We start from the raw sequence: 14,752 nt of genomic DNA on the forward strand, positions 1-14,752 counted from the left end.
CGATCAGCCGGGGAGCAGCGCGCGGATCCGCTGGATCCCGGGGCGCACGAGGTGGCGACGGATCGCGCTCGCGGCGGGACGCAGACCCTCGGGCAGCGGGCGGAACATCACCTCGAGGTGATCGTCGTCGGTCTCGAGGCCGTACGCGGTCACCACCGGCGTGACGAGCGGCAGGATGCGCTGGACCATCGGGTTGTCCGCGATCTTCGGGTCCTTCATGAGGTCGACGACGATGCGGTTCTCGCGCGCCTCCACCACGGTCGGCGGCAGCGGCATGTACTTGGCGAGGTTGCCCGGCTTGCTGAGGTCGAGCGCGCCGCTCTTGATGAGCGCGGCGACGGGCGACTGCACCTCGCCCTGGACCTCCATCCAGATCTCCTCGAGGCGCGTCTCGATGCGCAGCTGCGCCGGCGTGAGGACCATGCGATCGATGTAGACGACCGCGCTCGCGCGCACCGGCGTCTTCATCAGATCGACCGTCGCGGTGATGCGGATCCCGGGTGGCACCTCGGTCAGCACCGGGTCCTTCACCTTGCCGCTCTTCGCGACGCGCTCGAGCAGCCACCGCAGCGCGTCGATCGGCACACCGACGCGCAGGCCGAGCAGGTTCCACACGACACGGCTCAGCTCCTGCGGATTGCGGCGCAGGTACTGACTGGCGGCTTCGAACGCTTGCTTCCCGAGAGACATCGCGCGGGAGCATACCTCAACTCTCGACGAGGAGCGGTCGCGCGAGATCGCCGTTTCGGTCGCGATGCCGGACACCTACGCGTCACGACCGAACGGCCGTTCAGGACGAGGAGCGCCGGAGGCGAAGCCGCTCGGGAGAGCAGGAGCGTAAGCCGCTGAGGAGCGCAGGAGCGACGAGGAGAGCAGGAGGATGTGCCGCTGAGGAGAGCAGGAGTTGCAGGAGGGAAGATGCGATCGCGACAATCACGAATGCTCCTGCCCTCTCCTGCCTTCCTGCTCTCCTTGGCGGAATCTCCTCAGAGGCGGGGCGCGATGCGGAGCACGCGCTGGCCCGCGATGTCCGTCACGAAGAGGCGGCCCTCCTGATCGAAGTCGATGCCGCCGAGACCGCCGGGCGGGACGACGTCCTGCAGGCCGATCCAGTCGACGAGCGCGCCGGTGACGAGATCGAACGCCGCGATCACCGACGTCGCGTGATCGCTGACGAACAGGTATCCGTCGTGCAGCGCGATGCCGCTCGGCTGCACGAGGTTCATCACCGTGCCGTCGACGAACGTCGTGAGCGTCGCGTCGTTCATCACGAACATCTCGCAGCCGTCGTAGTTCGGGCCCATCTCGGCGCCGCGCGTGCCGCTCGCGATGTCGAGCGCGACGACGCGGTGATTGCCGGGGTCCGCCACGTAGAGCAGGCCGGTCGCGTGATCGAGCTCGGCGTGCGCGGGCACGCCCTCGACGTAGCCGATCTGGCCCTCTGCGTAGCGCGAGATGATGCCGTCGCTGTGGTCGTGCTGGCCCGGGCCGTGATCCGCGACGAAGTCGTAGCGCGTGATCGAGCCGTGCTGGCCGTCGACGATCCAGTACACGTTGCCCTGCTCCCACGCGATGCCGATGCCGTTCGGCGTGTTGTGGAGCATGTCCATGTGCGACGCGTGACCGCCGTCGAAGAGACCGCGGTCGGTCGGCCAGAGCGTCGGGCCCATGAAGTCCCACGGCGTCTCGCGCTGGGTGGGCACGTCGATCTCGTGGATCGTCGCGAGGCGATCCGCGGTGCCGAACGCGAGCGCCGACGGCGCCGGCAGGAAGTGCGTGTTGCCGAGCGCCGCGTACTCCATCGAGCGCTGCGCCGGGGTGCCGGGCTCGTCGATGACGAGGATCGCGTTCGCGGTGCGCATCGTGACCCAGAGCTCGTTCGGCGCGTCGGGGCGGAACGCGAGGTCGGTCGGCGAGTGCAGGACATCCGGTCCCACGACCGTGAGGATCTCGACGGCGGCCGAGGTGTGCTCGCCGGCGCCGAGGACCGGCAGTCCGGACGGACCCTCGTTTCCGCAGCCGAATAGCGCGAGGACGATGGAGAGCAGTGTCAATCGAGTGACGGTGGAAATCATCGCGCGCGACGTTCAGCAATCACCGCGCCAGCTCGTTGCGCAGCGCATCGCACAGTCGCTCGACATCGGCGCGCTCGACGTAGATCTGGCACGCGATGCGGATCAGACGGGCGGGCGGCGCGGGATGGGGGAAGACCGGGATCTCGATCTGGTGCCGGGTGAAGAGCGCGTCCTGGAGCGGATCGATCTCGAACGCCGACGCGGGCGGCGGCGCGCTCGAGGTGGGCAGCGGCACCGCGGCGAGCGAGCCGATCATGTCGTCGGGCGCGGGCGCGGCGACGCCGAGCGTCTCGCACAGGCGATCGCGCGCGAAGAGGGCGAGCGAGCGATTGCGCGCGCGGAGCGCGTCGATGCCGCCGGGGAGGAACGAGGAGATCGCGTCGAGCGCGTCGGGCGCGCAGATCCACGGGCTCGGATCGTCGGTGCCGACCCAGTCGAACTCCTCCCACAAGCGCGGGCGAGCGCGCTTGCTGCGCGCGCCGTGGCTGATCGTCGAGGGATGGAGATCGCTCTGGCGATCGCGACGGACGTGGAGGATCGCGCAGCCCTTCGGCGCGCAGAGCCACTTGTGCAGGTTGCCCGTGTAATACGCAGCGCCGAGGCGATCGAGCGCGAGCGGGAGCATCCCGGGCGCGTGCGCTCCGTCGACCAGCGTCTCGACGCCGCGCTCGCGCAGCGCCGCGACGATGTCGGCGATCGGGAAGACGAGGCCGGTGGGGCTCGTCACGTGATCGATCAGCGCGACGCGGGTGCGCGGCGTGACCGCGGCGAGGATCGCGTCGGTGACCTGCGACGCATGGGTGATCGGGAACGGCACGTGCGCGACCACGACGCGCGCGCCGCGCTTCTGCGCGAAGAAGTCGAGGGCGTTCTTGCACGCGCCGTAGGCGTGATCGGTCGTGAGCAGCTCGTCGCCGGGCTCGAGCGGGAGCGACGCGAGCACGGCGCTGACCGCCTGCGTCGCGTTGCGCACGAAGACGAGGTCCTCGGGGTGCGCGCCGACGAACGCGGCGATGCGCTCGCGCGCGGCGTCGATCAGCGCGGGCGCTTCGCGCGTGAAGAAGCGCACCGGCTCGGCCTCCATGCGGTCTCGGATCGCGCGCTGCGCGTCGAGCACGACGCGCGGGCACGCGCCGAACGAGCCGTGGTTGAGGAACGTGATCGAGGGATCGAGCGCGAAGTGGTGACGCATGGCGGTGCGCGCGGAGCGTGCGCCGTGCGCGGTGTGGTGGCGAGAGCGTGAGTGAGATCGCGATGGAGCGTTCGTCGCCCCCGGGCGTGACACGCGCCCCGCGGGGCGCAGATGCTTGCGTCATGCGCGTCGGGATCATCGGCATGGGCTGGGTGGGGTCGAGCGTCGCGATCTCGACGCTCCACGAAGGGCTCGCGCGCGAGCTCTGGCTCCACGACCGTCGGCCCGATCTGGCCGACGGTGAGGCGATGGACCTCGCACAAGGCGCGTCGTTCTATCCGAGCGCCGACGTGCGCTGCGCCGAGATCGAGGAGATGCGCGACTGCGACGTGGTCGTGATCGCCGCGGGCAAGGGCGGGCGGCCCGAGCAGTCGCGGCTCGACCTGCTGCGCGAGAACGCGAGCATCGTGCGCGACATCGCGACCGAGCTGCGCGGTGGGCGCGCGACGATCGTCGTCGTGACCAACCCGGTCGACGTGCTCACGCACGTGGTGTGGCGCGCGTCGGGGCTCCCGCCCGAGCGCGTGATCGGCACCGGGACGATGCTCGACACCGCGCGGCTGCGTCAGATGATCGGGCGCGAGCTCGCGATCGATCCGCGCTCGGTGCACGCGCACGTGCTCGGCGAGCACGGCGACTCCGAGGTCGTCGCGTGGTCGGCCGCGAACGTCGGCGGTGTTTCGCTGCGCTCCGCGCCGGGCTGGGCGAGCGAGCGCGAGACCGCGATCGCGGCCGAGGTGCGCACCGCGGCGTACGAGATCATCCGGCGCAAGGGCGCGACCAACCACGCGATCGGGCTCGTCACCGCGCACCTGCTCGGATCGCTGCTGCGCGACGAGCGTCGCGTGCTCACCGCGAGCCGAGTGCACGACGGCAGCGTCGGTCTGGGCGGCGAGGTCGCGCTCTCGTTGCCGGTGGTGGTCGGCCGCGAAGGCGCGACGCGCGTGCTCTCGCCCTCGTTGGACGCGAAGGAGCGCGCCGGCCTCGAGCGCTCGGCCGAGGTCCTGCGCGCCGCGATCGCATCGCTGTGAGCGACGACGACGACGACTTCCGTCCCGACGCGGTCGTCGCGCTGCCGATCGACGGGGTGCTCGACCTGCACACGTTCGATCCGCGCGAGCTCGGCGATCTGTTGCCGACGTGGATCGACGAGTGCCGCGCGCACGGGCTCTTCGAGCTGCGCATCGTGCACGGCAAGGGCACCGGCGCGCTGCGCCGCAGCGTGCACGCGATCCTCGCGCGGCGTGACGACGTGCTCGAGTATCGCCTCGCGCCGCCGGAGCGCGGCGGGTGGGGCGCGACCCTCGTGACGCTACGGAAACTGTAGCGAACGTGACGACCGGGCGGGCCGCGTGGTACGTCGGCCGGTCGATGGCGAGCCGCCGTGCAGCGGGGGGTGTGGCACGCCCGCGACGGGCCGCAGCAGGCTCGGGCGGGCCCGAGCTCCGCGTTCCCGATCCGCCCGATCGCTTCGTCGGACGGCGCGCCGAGATCGACGCGCTCACGGCGCGGATCGAGGGTGGCGCGCGCGTGCTCACGCTCCTCGGCCCGCCCGGCACCGGCAAGACGCGCCTCTCGATCGCGCTCGCGCGCGAGAGCGCATCGCGCGGCATCGTCGAGGGCGCGATCTTCGTCGACCTCTCGGCCGCGACCTCGCTCGACGACGTCGTGCGCGACGTCGCGGGCGCGATCGATCTACGGCTCGGCGGCAGCGTCGACGCGGCGAGCGGCGCGGCGCGCATCGGCGAGGCGTTGGCGGCGCGCGGGCGCACGCTGCTCGTGCTCGACAACTTCGAGCAGATCACCGCGCACGCCGTCGCGACCGTCGCGCCGTGGAGCGCGAAGTCGAGCGCGCTGACGATCGTCGTGACCTCGCGCGAGGTGATGCGGGTGCGCGGCGAGGACGTCGTCGAGATCCCTCCGCTCGCGGTGCCCGACGAGGGCGCAGCGGGCGCCGCGATCGCGACGACCGACGCGGTGCTGCTCCTGCTCGCGCGCGCGCCGGGGTACGTGCCGCAGGGCGACGACGAGCTCGCCGCGATCGCCGAGATCGCGCGACGCCTCGAGGGCATCCCGCTCGCGCTCGAGCTCGCCGCGTCACGCCTCGCGCTGATGGGCGCGATCGAGCTGCGCGATCGGCTCGCCGAGGGATCGCTCGAGACGGGGCGCCTCAGCGGGCTCGACGTGCTCGCGCACGGTCGTCGCGATGCGCCCGCGCGACAAGCGACGCTGCGCGGTGCGATCGACTGGTCGTGGGATCTCTTGAGCGACGAGGAGCGCCGCGCGCTCACGTGCCTCGCGCTCCATCGCGGCACGTTCTCGGTCGACGCCGCGGTCGCGACCATCGCGCGCGACTCGCGCGAAGAGCGCGGCGCGCTCGAGATCCTGCAGTCGCTGCGCGAGAAGTCGCTCGTGGCGCGCGCCCATCAAGGGCGGGTGCGCCTGCTCGAGAGCGTGCGCGAGTACGGCCTCGAGAAGCTCGAGGATCGCGAGGCCGGGCTGCGCATGGCGCGCTTCTTCGGGCGCGAGGGCGCGAAGCGCCTCGGCGAGCTGCGAGGACGCCATGCGCGCGCCGCGCTCGCGTGGCTCGCGGTCGAGCGCGAGCCCATGCTCGCCGCGCACGACGCGATCGCGACGCGCGACGATGCCGAATCCGTCGCGCTCCGCGTCGACCTGCTGCTCGCGATCGACGCGGTGGTCGCGCGGCTCGGCCCGGGCGGAGCCCACCTCGAGCGCCTCGATGCGGTGATCGCCTCGCCTGCCCTCGCCTCGGACGCGACGCGCGCGACCCGAGCGCTGGTCGCGCGTGCGCGCGTGCTGCGCGATCGCGGTGAGATGGACGCGTGCGTGCGCGATCTCGAGTCCGCGCGCGATCGGCTGAGCGGTGGCGCGGTGCGCGTGGAGCTCGGCGAGGCGTGGCTCGCGCAAGGGCGCTTCGAGGACGCGACGACCGAGCTCGAGCTCGCGCTCTCCGAGGCACGACGTGATCGTGACCGCCGCGCCGAGCAGCGCGCGCACGCCGCGCTCGGCCTGGTGCACCACGGGCGCGGCAAGCTCGACGTCGCGCAGGAGCACTACGCGCTCGCGCTCGATCTCGCGATCTCGCTCGGAGACGCCCACGCCGAGGCCCAGGCGCGGCGCGATCTCGGCAACCTGTGCTTGATGCGCGGCGAGCACGACCGCGCGCGCGCCCACTACGAAGAAGCGCTCGCGCGATCGCCGGGCGACGATCTGCGCCTCGAGGGCCTGGTGCGCGGGAACCTCGCGATCCTCGACCAGGAGCAGGGCCACCTCGACGAAGCGCACGCGCACCTCGAGCGCGCGCTCGCGTGCCTGCGCACGGTGGGCGATCGCCCGTTCGAGGCGCACCTGCTCGGCTACCTCGGCGCGGTGCACCACGAGCGCGGTCAGCTCGTCGCGGCGCGCGCGGCGTACTCGCGCGCGCTCGAGGTGCTCTCGGAGGTGCGCGACGTGCGGCTCGAGGGCGTGTTCCTCGCAGCACGCGCGGCCGCGCTCGCATCGAGCGGACGCGCGGGCGCTGCGCAGAACGATCTCGAGCTCGCGGAGCGCAGGCTGCGCGAGGTGGGCGATCCCGCGCTGATCGCGACGCTCGACCTGCATCGCGCACAGGTCGCGATCGCGGCGGCGATCGAGCGCGGGGTGCGCGGCGAGAGCGAAGCCGCGATCGCGCGCGCGAGAGAGGTGATCACCGCCGCCGAGACGTTCGCGGCGCAGAGCGACGACGTGCGCTTCGCGATGCGAATGCTCCGTCGCGCGCTCCCGGCGGACGAGCTCGAGATCGCCGACGGCGCGGCGTGGTTCCGCGTGCCGGGCCGCGAGGTCGTCGATCTCGGATCACGCCCGACGATCGCGCGGGTGCTCGATGCGCTCGCGAGCGCGCGGCTGCGCGCGCCGGGCGAGCCGGTGGGCATCGACGAGCTCGTCGCGGCGGGATGGCCCGGCGAGAAGGTCATGCCGCTCGCGGCGCAGAACCGCGTGCGCGTCGCGGTGACCACGCTGCGCAACCTCGGGCTGCGCGGCGTCGTCGTGTTCAAGGAGGGCGGGCACCTCCTCGATGCATCGGTGCCGCTCCGTCGCGTCCCCGCGTGAGTGGCGCGCCGCGGACTTTGCTGCATAGTGCATCGAACCTTCGATGCGCGACGCATCGAAGCCGAGGTGATCACGATGCTGTCGCGCGGACGAGACCCGGACACGGGCGAGGAATTCGTCTTCTTCTACGGCCACGAGGTGCTCTTCTCGCAGTGGCACCCCGCGCCGTTCACGCTCGCGGGCGCGCCCTTCCCCACGGCGGAGCACTGGATGATGGCGGCCAAGGCGCTGCTCTTCCGCGACGTGGAGATGCTCGGCGCGATCCTCGTCGCGCCGCATCCGCGCGAGGCGAAGGCGCTCGGTCGCAAGGTGCGCAATTTCGACGACGCGATCTGGAAGGCGCGCTCCGCGGACCTCGTCTACGCCGGCAACGACGCGAAGCTCGCAGCGCCGGAGCGCCGCGACGTGCTCCTCGCGACGAAGGGCGCGACGCTGGTCGAGGCGAGCCCGCGTGATCGCATCTGGGGCATCGGCCTCGGCGCGAGCCATCCCGACGCGTGCCGTCGTGCCCGATGGCGCGGCCAGAATCGCCTCGGCCGAGTGCTCACCGAGCTGCGCGACGACTGGCTCGCCGAGCGCGCCGACGCGCGCGCCGCGCGCGCGCTCGAGGGGCTCGAGCTCGCGTGGCTCGCGAGGTGACGAACGCCGCCGCACGCAGGACGAGCGGCTCGATCGATCTTCGCGCGCTGGGGACGGGGTGGGAGGAGGAGGCTGCCCCCGTCGCGCGTCGATCGTGTCCGGCTCGTCCTGCGTGCTCGCGTCGGTGAGTCGTTTCAGCGCATCAGAATGCGTCGGGGCAGAGCGTCGCGTCGTAGCCGAGCTGCGCTTCGCTCGGCACGTCGACCGGCGCCGTGCCCTCGTCGATCGAGAGCAGGAACGCGACGATCTGACGGATCTCCTGATCACGCGTGCCGCCGATCAGGAAGTTCACCGACATCGCGGTGTGGTGGGCGCGGAACGTCGTCGCGAACACCTCTTCGAGGGTGCGCGCGTTGCCCGCGTGGAAGTAGGGCGCGCCGGTCGCCATGCCGAGCAGCGAGGGCGGGTTGTAGCCGCTCGCGCCCTGCGCGATCGTCGTCATGTCCTGGCGCACCTCGCTCGTGACCACGCCCTCGGGCGCGACCGGGAGGCTGCCGGTCCCGGGGAACGTGCCGACGTTGCGGAGCACGCACTGGATCTGATCGTTCGCCGCCGCGGTCGGGCCCGCCGGGAAGCGCAGGCTCGCGGTGCGTCCCGCGCCCGCGGTCGCCGGGTTGAGCGCCGCGGGGAACGCCGCGTCGGCCGTGTACGTCGTCGTGCGGAGCAGGCCGGTGACCGGATGGTTGTTGGCCTCGCTCGGCGTGTAGAACACGCGCGAGATCGTCCACATCGACGTGCCGTGGCAGCCGGCGCAGTTGTTCGCCTCGAAGAGCGCGCGGCCCGCGGCGACGTCCGCGGCGTTCAGCGAGGTCGGCGCGTGCGGCGAGCGGACGGTGCGCACGTACGCGTCGATGCGATCCCAGTCGGGCAGCACGGAGCGCTGCGCGCCCGCCGCGCCCGGCATCATGCCCTGCGTCGATCCGTTGAGGCCCGCTTGCGGCGTCGCGGTCGCGACCTGACCGTCGGGCACCGGCGTGCTGCCGTCGAAGTGGAGGCGATCGGCGGCCACGGGGGGCGTGCTCGTCGCGTGCACGATCGCGCCCACGCCGCCCGAGTTGCCGCGCGTGTTGAGCTCGAAGTCGTGCATCTCGTCGAAGATGCCGGTCCAGTTGAAGACGCGGCGCTCGGTGGGATCCGCGGAGTCGTAGCTGCCGTCGAGCGACGTGCTCTGGCGCGGGCCGCGCGCGAAGAACCACGTGACGTTGTCGGTGAGCCCGTCACCGTGGCAGCTCTCGCACGAGTTCCACGACTGGCCGTTCAGCGACCAGCGCCCGAGCCCGGTCACGAAGAGACGGCGGCCCTCGAGCGCGTGCGCCTCGTCCGAGCCCTCCGAGGGCATCGCGGTCACCTGCACCGCGCTCACCACCGACTGCGTCTGGAACGCGAGGATCGACACGTTTCGCGTCGCCTCGTTGAGCACGAGCGCCTGCACCGTCGCGCCGCGCGCGATCGCGATGCCCAGCGGCAGGCGACCGCCCGGCGCGAGGTTGATGAACGAGTTCGCCGCGGAGCCGACCTCGGTCACGCGCCCGTCGTCGCCGTAGACGAAGCGGAACACGGCGTCCGAGCCGTACGCCGTGACGTAGCCGACGCGCCCCGCGCGGATGAACGCGAGATCGGTCGCGATGAGCGGGATGCGGCGCGAGGCGTCCTCGGGCGTGCTCGCGGCGTCGTAGCGATCGGTGAACGCGCGCGTGAGCAGGAGACGGCTCTCGGGCAGCTCGGTGCCGGTCGCGACGTCGATCGCGAAGATCGCGGTGTGCACCTCGGTCTTGAAGTTCGGCACCGCACCGCCGGTCGGGCCGCGCGGCGACGCGCAGAGCGCACCGACGTGCAGGCGCCCCGAGTCGAGCGCGACGGTCTGGAGCTGGTTCGGGAAGCAGCCGGTCGTGTTGCCCACGCTGTCGACGAACCCGGTGTCGGCGACCGGCGAGAGCGTGATCGTCGACACCACGCTCGGCGCGCTCAGCGCGGCGCGATAGACGATGCCCTGCTTCGCGACGTCGAAGCGCGACTCGTCGGCGGGCAGCGTCGCGCCCACACGATCCTGCGCGAAGTACTCGGTGACGAAGAGCTGCTCGTCGTCGTCCTCGGTGTCGCCGTCGTTCGTGATCACGAGCGCGCGCGGATGCGCGAGCCCGGCGCGCGCGACCGCGGTCGGGCCGAGCGCGCCGGTCGCGACCAGCGCTGCGTTCAGATCGATCGACGACGTGCGCGACATCGTCGCGGTGTCGATCACGCTGACGCGGCCCTCGGCCCACTCCGCGACGTAGAGCGCGCGCCCCGTCGGCGAGATCGCGATGCCCGTGGGCTCGCTGCCGGTCGCCGCGCGCGACGCGGCGAGCGCGGGCGTGCCGCGAAGATCGTCGATGCGGACGACCTGCTGCGCCTCGCGCAGGATCACGTACGCGGTGTCGTCGTCGTTGCCGATCACGACCGACCACGGCTCCGACGCGCCGACGTCGAAGTCCGCGACCACCTCGAGCAGCGGCGTCGGCCCCGGCGTGAAGCGCAGCACCGTGATCGTGCCCGCCTGACGGTTCGCGGCGACCGCGTACGCGTCGTCGCTCGTCAGCGCGATCGCCGAGCCGTTCGTCGGCAGCACGCGCGCGGTGAGCGGCAGTGAGCCGCCGTCGAGATCGTCGATCGGCCCGCCGTCCTGGCCGGGCCCTGCGTCCTCGCCGGGCGCGATCGGGCCGGCATCGTTTCCGTCGCCCGCTCCGCCGTCGTCGCCGCACGCCGTCGTCACCAGCGCGGCGCCCATCCAGCCGAGGAGAATCCCCCACGTCCTCCAGCGCATGTCGTCCCTCCAAGCCGAGCTCGCAGTCCACGCGAGGCTCTGAGTGAGGGGTGCGCCATCCCCCTGCATCGCTCGAATTAAGGCGGATTAAACGCGAATCCGAGGAACGCGGGACGTGCGACGCTCGGGCGCGTCCGGAACGCCGGGGGCGCGGCGCGGGTTCGTCCGCGCGCAGGAGGTCGATCGATGATCCGTGGTGCGGGGCTCGCGCTCGTTCTCGTGGTGCTCGCGGGGTGCAACTCGACGGTCCCGCCGGGGCACGTCGGCGTCGCTGCGAACTGGGGGCGCGTGGAGCCGTGGACCTATCCCGAAGGCTTCCACTTCATCAGCCCGTTCACCGACGTCTCGCCGCTGAGCATCCAGAACCAGACCTATCAGATGGGCGAGTCGGGCGAGGCGACGACGCCGCACGACGCCGACGTCGACGCGCTCACGCGCGATCAGCTGAGCGTCTCGCTCGGCGTGAGCGTGCAGTTCCATCTCAATCCGGGCGCGGCGGTGCCGGTGTATCGACTGCTCGGCGAGCAGTACGCGACGAGCGTGATCCATCCGATCGTGCGCACCGCGGTGCGCGACGCGGCCGCGGGCTTCACCGCGATCGAGCTCGTCGACGATCGCACGACGTTCCAGACGCGCATGGAGGCGCTCGTGCACGGCGGCATCCGCTCGCTGCTGCGCAGCCGCGGCATCCGCGAGGACGCGATCCTCATCGACAACGTGCTGCTGCTGAACATCGACCTGCCCGACACGCTCGACGAGGCGATCGCGGACGTGCAGCGCCAGAGGCAGGCCACCGCGCAGCGCCAGCAAGCGCTGATGACCGCGGAGGCCGAGGCCGCACGCCTGCGCACCGAGGCCGAAGGACAAGCCGCGGCGCAGCTGATCCGCGCGCGCGCCGAAGCCGAGGCGAACCGCACGATCGCGCAGTCGCTCACGCCTCCGGTGCTGCGCCTGCGCGAGATCGAGGCGACGCGCGCGCTGCTCGAGAACCCCGGCTCGCGCGTGATGGTCGTGCCCGCGGGACAGCCCATCTCGCTGCTCACCGGAGTGCCGACCGAATGACGCCTCGGACCGTGGGGCTCGCGCGCGGCCTGGGTCGTGGCACGCTTTCGGGCATGACTTCCCTTCGCGGCAGGTTCGCGGCGCGCGTGCTCGTGGTGGCGCTCGCGCTGCTCGGCGGATGCGGCGACGACGGAGCGAGCGCGCCGGACGGGCCGTTCGCGCCAGGGATCTCGGGCGAGGCGCTCTCGGGCCGCATCGAGGTCATCGTGATCGGCGAGGACTCGCGCGCGCCGATCGACGGAGCCGTCATCGAGGTGCGCGCGGGGTCGGCGTCGATCGCGGAGTCGATGACGCCGGGCTACGCGACGTTCGAGGACGCGCGGCTCGAAGGCGCGGTGACGATCGCGGTGCGCACCGAGGGCCGCTACGCGGGCACCACCACGTGGGCCGGCGTGGCCGCGGATCGTGTGGTGATCCCGGTCGCGCGCGCGAGCGCGGAGCAATCGATCGAGGGCCGCGTCGTCGGCGCCGACACGCTGGGGGCGGCGAGCGTGCTCGCCGGGCCGCTCGTCCAGCCGCACCTCTCGCGTCCGAGCGCGATCGACGACGCGACGCCCGGCGCGTGCGTCGACGAGGGCAGCGGCGCGTGCCGCTTCCGCGCGAGCGCGCCGGTCGAGGTCGATCACGTCGCGGCGATCCTGCGCGACGCATCGGGCGAGGCGATCGGGTTCGGCATCGGCGAGATCGGCGAAGGCGGGAGCGTCGAGGTCTCGGTGCTCGATCCCGCGTCGCGCGTCGCCGCGATCCCGCTCGCGATGGAGGGCCCGCTGCCCTTGCCGCCGGTCGGGCTCGACGCGGTCGTCGGCGTGCCCGGGATCGCGACGTCGCACGGCATCTCGCTGCTCCCGCAGACCGCGGGCGAAGGCGGCGTGCTCGCGGTGCCCGAGCTCTCGGGCGCGCTCGCGGACGCGACGTGGTGGGTGATGGCCCAGGCGTACGACAGCGCGAACGACGGCGGCGCGCGCAGCGTGGTGCTGCTGCGGCACCTGACGAGCCCCGACGCGGTGGGTCGCTTGCCCGCGTTCCTCGCGCTGCCCGAGGTGACGGTCGCGCGCGACACCGGCATCACGGTCGGCGCGGTCGCGGGCGCGGCGATGATCGTGATCGAGTGCGAGGACGCGTCGGGCGATCGCGCGATCACGACGGTGCTCGGCGGCGCGAGCGGGCCGCTCGCGAGCGAGTGCGTCGGCGCGGTGCGGGTGCGCGCGGTGGACGCGACCGGGGCGACCGGGAGCGCGCTCGATCTCGACGGAGTCGAGCGCGTCGCGATGCGCTTCTCCGAGGTCGTGGTGACGCGATGAAGCACGTGATCGCGATCTCGGGCAGCGTGCGCGCGGTGTCGTCGACGACCGCGCTCTTGCGCGCGGTCGCGCACGTCGCGCGCGATCACGACGTGCGCGTCACGTTCTACGACGGCATGCGCGAGCTGCCGTGGTTCGATCCCGACGTCGCCGACGACGACGCGAGCGACGCGGTGAAGCAGATGCGCGCGACGCTGCGCGACTGCGACGCGGTGCTCTTCTCCACGCCCGAGTACGCCCACGGCGTGCCCGGCGTGCTCAAGAACGCGCTCGACTGGCTGGTCGGCAGCGGCGAGCTCTACGCGAAGCGCGTCGCGGTGCTCAACGCGTCGAACCGCGCGAAGCTCGCGCACGAGTCGCTGGTCGAGTCGCTCACCGTGATGGGCGCGACGATCGTGGTCGACGCCGCGATGACGGTGCCGCTCGCGGGCAAGGCGCTCGACGCAGACGCGCTCGCGCGCGACGCCGACGTCGCGCCGGTGCTCGAGCGCGTGGTGAGCGCGCTGCGCGGTTAGGCGGCCGCGCCGTACTCGCCGTCGCCCGCGAGCTCGGCGTCACCGCCGCCCTGCTTCACCGCGGTCTGCACCCACGGCTCGTCGGGCACCACGGGACCGAGCACGACCGGCGTGCCGTCGTAGCGCACGCGCTTGCCCGGCCAGACGTACATGCGGAACGCGTAGAGCAGGATCGACGGCTGATCGAGTCGGGGATCGATGTGCGGCGCGTACTCCTTCGCGTGCGCCTCGGGCGCGAGCGACCAGTGCAGCGCGGGGTGCTCGTGGTGGATCCCGTGATAGCCGTTGTTGAACGTGAACCAGTTCTCGACCTTGCTCGTGAAGTTGCGGCTGTGGTTGTAGGGGTGCCCCACGTCGCAGCCGTCGTGCTGCACGAAGTTCACGCCCATGATCCCCCACGCCGCGTACTGGTGCGGGAGCACCACGAACACGAGGAAGCGCCAGGGGAAGCCGTCCATCCAGATCGAGAGCGCGAGCGTGCCCACGAGGAACGCGACGTACACCGTCATCTCGAGCAGGAACTGGCGGTACCACGGCGAGCGCTTCGCCTTCATGACCGCGACGTACTCGGCGTTGTCCTTGAAGATCGCGCCGCCGATCACGAACATGAAGAAGAGCTGGTTCAGCAGGTTCCAGCGGAAGCGCAGCTTGTCGGTGCGCATCCGGTCCTTCGGCGTCTGAAGGTACTTGTGGTGGCTGAGGTTGTGCCCCGGCACGAACATCGAGACCGGGTGCCCGTACGTCAGCGAGAGCGCCACCTGGAACAGGCGGTTCAGCGAGCGCTTCTTGAACACCGGCGTGTGCACGGTGTTGTGCGTCGCGACCGCGCAGAAGAACGAGAGCAGGCAGAGCGCCACGACGAGCGGCACCGCGGCCCACCACGGAAGATCGACGGCGAAGGGGAGCGCGACGAGCGCGAAGTACGTCGCGACGAACCCGATGGTGCGCCTGTCGGCCTTGTAACGAAGCATCCGAGCAGTCCCTCTCTCGTTCGGCCGCCGCGGAGTCTGAGGCGGCTACTCGCATCTGTCCACGATCCGCGGGGCGGCCGAGAGGGT

The 14,752-nt window shown here is 72.2% G+C and carries 12 protein-coding genes; 7 read left to right on the forward strand and 5 right to left on the reverse strand.

Translation table 11 applies throughout. From position 1 onward, the window contains the following. Positions 1-3: 3 nt before the first annotated feature. From DB32_RS40490 to DB32_RS40500, 3 genes are all read right to left on the reverse strand, one after another. Complete coding sequence (locus DB32_RS40490; RefSeq protein ID WP_053238011.1) at positions 4-690, reverse strand: hypothetical protein; 687 nt, start codon at positions 688-690, stop codon at positions 4-6. Between the two features lie 296 nt (positions 691-986). Next, positions 987-2,075, reverse strand: coding sequence for an NHL repeat-containing protein (locus tag DB32_RS40495; protein WP_157070229.1), 1,089 nt, complete (start codon positions 2,073-2,075; stop codon positions 987-989). Between the two features lie 19 nt (positions 2,076-2,094). Next, a complete protein-coding gene (locus DB32_RS40500) occupies positions 2,095-3,267 on the reverse strand; it encodes an aminotransferase class V-fold PLP-dependent enzyme (protein ID WP_053238013.1) in 1,173 nt (390 codons plus the stop codon). 122 nt (positions 3,268-3,389) lie between these two features. Here DB32_RS40500 and DB32_RS40505 point away from each other — a divergent pair, with 122 nt between their 5' ends. The 4 genes from DB32_RS40505 to DB32_RS40520 all read left to right on the forward strand — a co-directional run bounded on the left by DB32_RS40505 (position 3,390) and on the right by DB32_RS40520 (position 8,016). After that, entirely contained in the window at positions 3,390-4,298 is a 909-nt protein-coding gene (locus tag DB32_RS40505; protein ID WP_053238014.1) for an L-lactate dehydrogenase, read from the forward strand. Beyond that, complete coding sequence (locus tag DB32_RS40510) at positions 4,295-4,594, forward strand: Smr/MutS family protein (RefSeq protein ID WP_053238015.1); 300 nt, start codon at positions 4,295-4,297, stop codon at positions 4,592-4,594. Before DB32_RS40505 ends, DB32_RS40510 begins: the two co-directional genes overlap by 4 nt. After that, the gene (locus DB32_RS40515; RefSeq protein WP_157070231.1) at positions 4,558-7,377 is read left to right on the forward strand and encodes an ATP-binding protein; all 2,820 of its coding nucleotides are present in this window, start codon (positions 4,558-4,560) and stop codon (positions 7,375-7,377) included. The genes DB32_RS40510 and DB32_RS40515 overlap by 37 nt, the downstream gene beginning before the upstream one ends. 75 nt (positions 7,378-7,452) lie before the next feature. Then, positions 7,453-8,016, forward strand: a complete 564-nt coding sequence (locus DB32_RS40520; protein WP_053239122.1) for an NADAR family protein — start codon at positions 7,453-7,455, stop codon at positions 8,014-8,016. Positions 8,017-8,158: 142 nt separating this feature from the next. On the opposite strand, the gene DB32_RS40525 is transcribed toward DB32_RS40520, so the two are convergent. Continuing rightward, entirely contained in the window at positions 8,159-10,816 is a 2,658-nt protein-coding gene (locus DB32_RS40525; RefSeq protein ID WP_157070234.1) for a YncE family protein, read from the reverse strand. Positions 10,817-11,002: 186 nt separating this feature from the next. Here DB32_RS40525 and DB32_RS40530 point away from each other — a divergent pair, with 186 nt between their 5' ends. The 3 genes from DB32_RS40530 to DB32_RS48860 are packed head-to-tail and all read left to right on the forward strand — an operon-like array spanning position 11,003 to position 13,694. Further along, positions 11,003-11,878 carry an SPFH domain-containing protein gene (locus DB32_RS40530; protein ID WP_053238018.1) on the forward strand — a complete coding sequence of 292 codons (876 nt, stop codon included), beginning with the start codon at positions 11,003-11,005 and terminating at the stop codon, positions 11,876-11,878. 53 nt (positions 11,879-11,931) lie between these two features. Beyond that, positions 11,932-13,179, forward strand: coding sequence for a hypothetical protein (locus tag DB32_RS40535; protein WP_053238019.1), 1,248 nt, complete (start codon positions 11,932-11,934; stop codon positions 13,177-13,179). Beyond that, the gene (locus tag DB32_RS48860) at positions 13,176-13,694 is read left to right on the forward strand and encodes an NADPH-dependent FMN reductase (RefSeq protein ID WP_053238020.1); all 519 of its coding nucleotides are present in this window, start codon (positions 13,176-13,178) and stop codon (positions 13,692-13,694) included. The genes DB32_RS40535 and DB32_RS48860 overlap by 4 nt, the downstream gene beginning before the upstream one ends. Here DB32_RS48860 and DB32_RS40545 read toward each other — a convergent pair. After that, on the reverse strand, positions 13,691-14,665 hold the full coding sequence (locus tag DB32_RS40545) for a fatty acid desaturase family protein (protein WP_053238021.1): 975 nt from the start codon (positions 14,663-14,665) through the stop codon (positions 13,691-13,693). The two genes, DB32_RS48860 and DB32_RS40545, sit on opposite strands and share 4 nt — an antisense overlap. Positions 14,666-14,752: the final 87 nt, after the last annotated feature.

The sequence above is a fragment of the Sandaracinus amylolyticus genome, from assembly GCF_000737325.1.
Classification (GTDB): Bacteria; Myxococcota_A; Polyangia; order Polyangiales; family Sandaracinaceae; genus Sandaracinus; species Sandaracinus amylolyticus.

What these genes read in the sequence shown, in the direction of transcription:
- DB32_RS40490 (WP_053238011.1), bottom strand. Translation starts at nt 690, where the DNA reads ATGTCTCTCGGGAAGCAAGCGTTCGAAGCCGCCAGTCAGTACCTGCGC.
- DB32_RS40520 (WP_053239122.1), top strand. Translation starts at nt 7,453, where the DNA reads ATGCTGTCGCGCGGACGAGACCCGGACACGGGCGAGGAATTCGTCTTC.
- DB32_RS40530 (WP_053238018.1), top strand. Translation starts at nt 11,003, where the DNA reads ATGATCCGTGGTGCGGGGCTCGCGCTCGTTCTCGTGGTGCTCGCGGGG.
- DB32_RS40495 (WP_157070229.1), bottom strand. Translation starts at nt 2,075, where the DNA reads ATGATTTCCACCGTCACTCGATTGACACTGCTCTCCATCGTCCTCGCG.
- DB32_RS40525 (WP_157070234.1), bottom strand. Translation starts at nt 10,816, where the DNA reads ATGCGCTGGAGGACGTGGGGGATTCTCCTCGGCTGGATGGGCGCCGCG.
- DB32_RS40545 (WP_053238021.1), bottom strand. Translation starts at nt 14,665, where the DNA reads ATGCTTCGTTACAAGGCCGACAGGCGCACCATCGGGTTCGTCGCGACG.
- DB32_RS48860 (WP_053238020.1), top strand. Translation starts at nt 13,176, where the DNA reads ATGAAGCACGTGATCGCGATCTCGGGCAGCGTGCGCGCGGTGTCGTCG.
- DB32_RS40500 (WP_053238013.1), bottom strand. Translation starts at nt 3,267, where the DNA reads ATGCGTCACCACTTCGCGCTCGATCCCTCGATCACGTTCCTCAACCAC.
- DB32_RS40505 (WP_053238014.1), top strand. Translation starts at nt 3,390, where the DNA reads ATGCGCGTCGGGATCATCGGCATGGGCTGGGTGGGGTCGAGCGTCGCG.
- DB32_RS40535 (WP_053238019.1), top strand. Translation starts at nt 11,932, where the DNA reads ATGACTTCCCTTCGCGGCAGGTTCGCGGCGCGCGTGCTCGTGGTGGCG.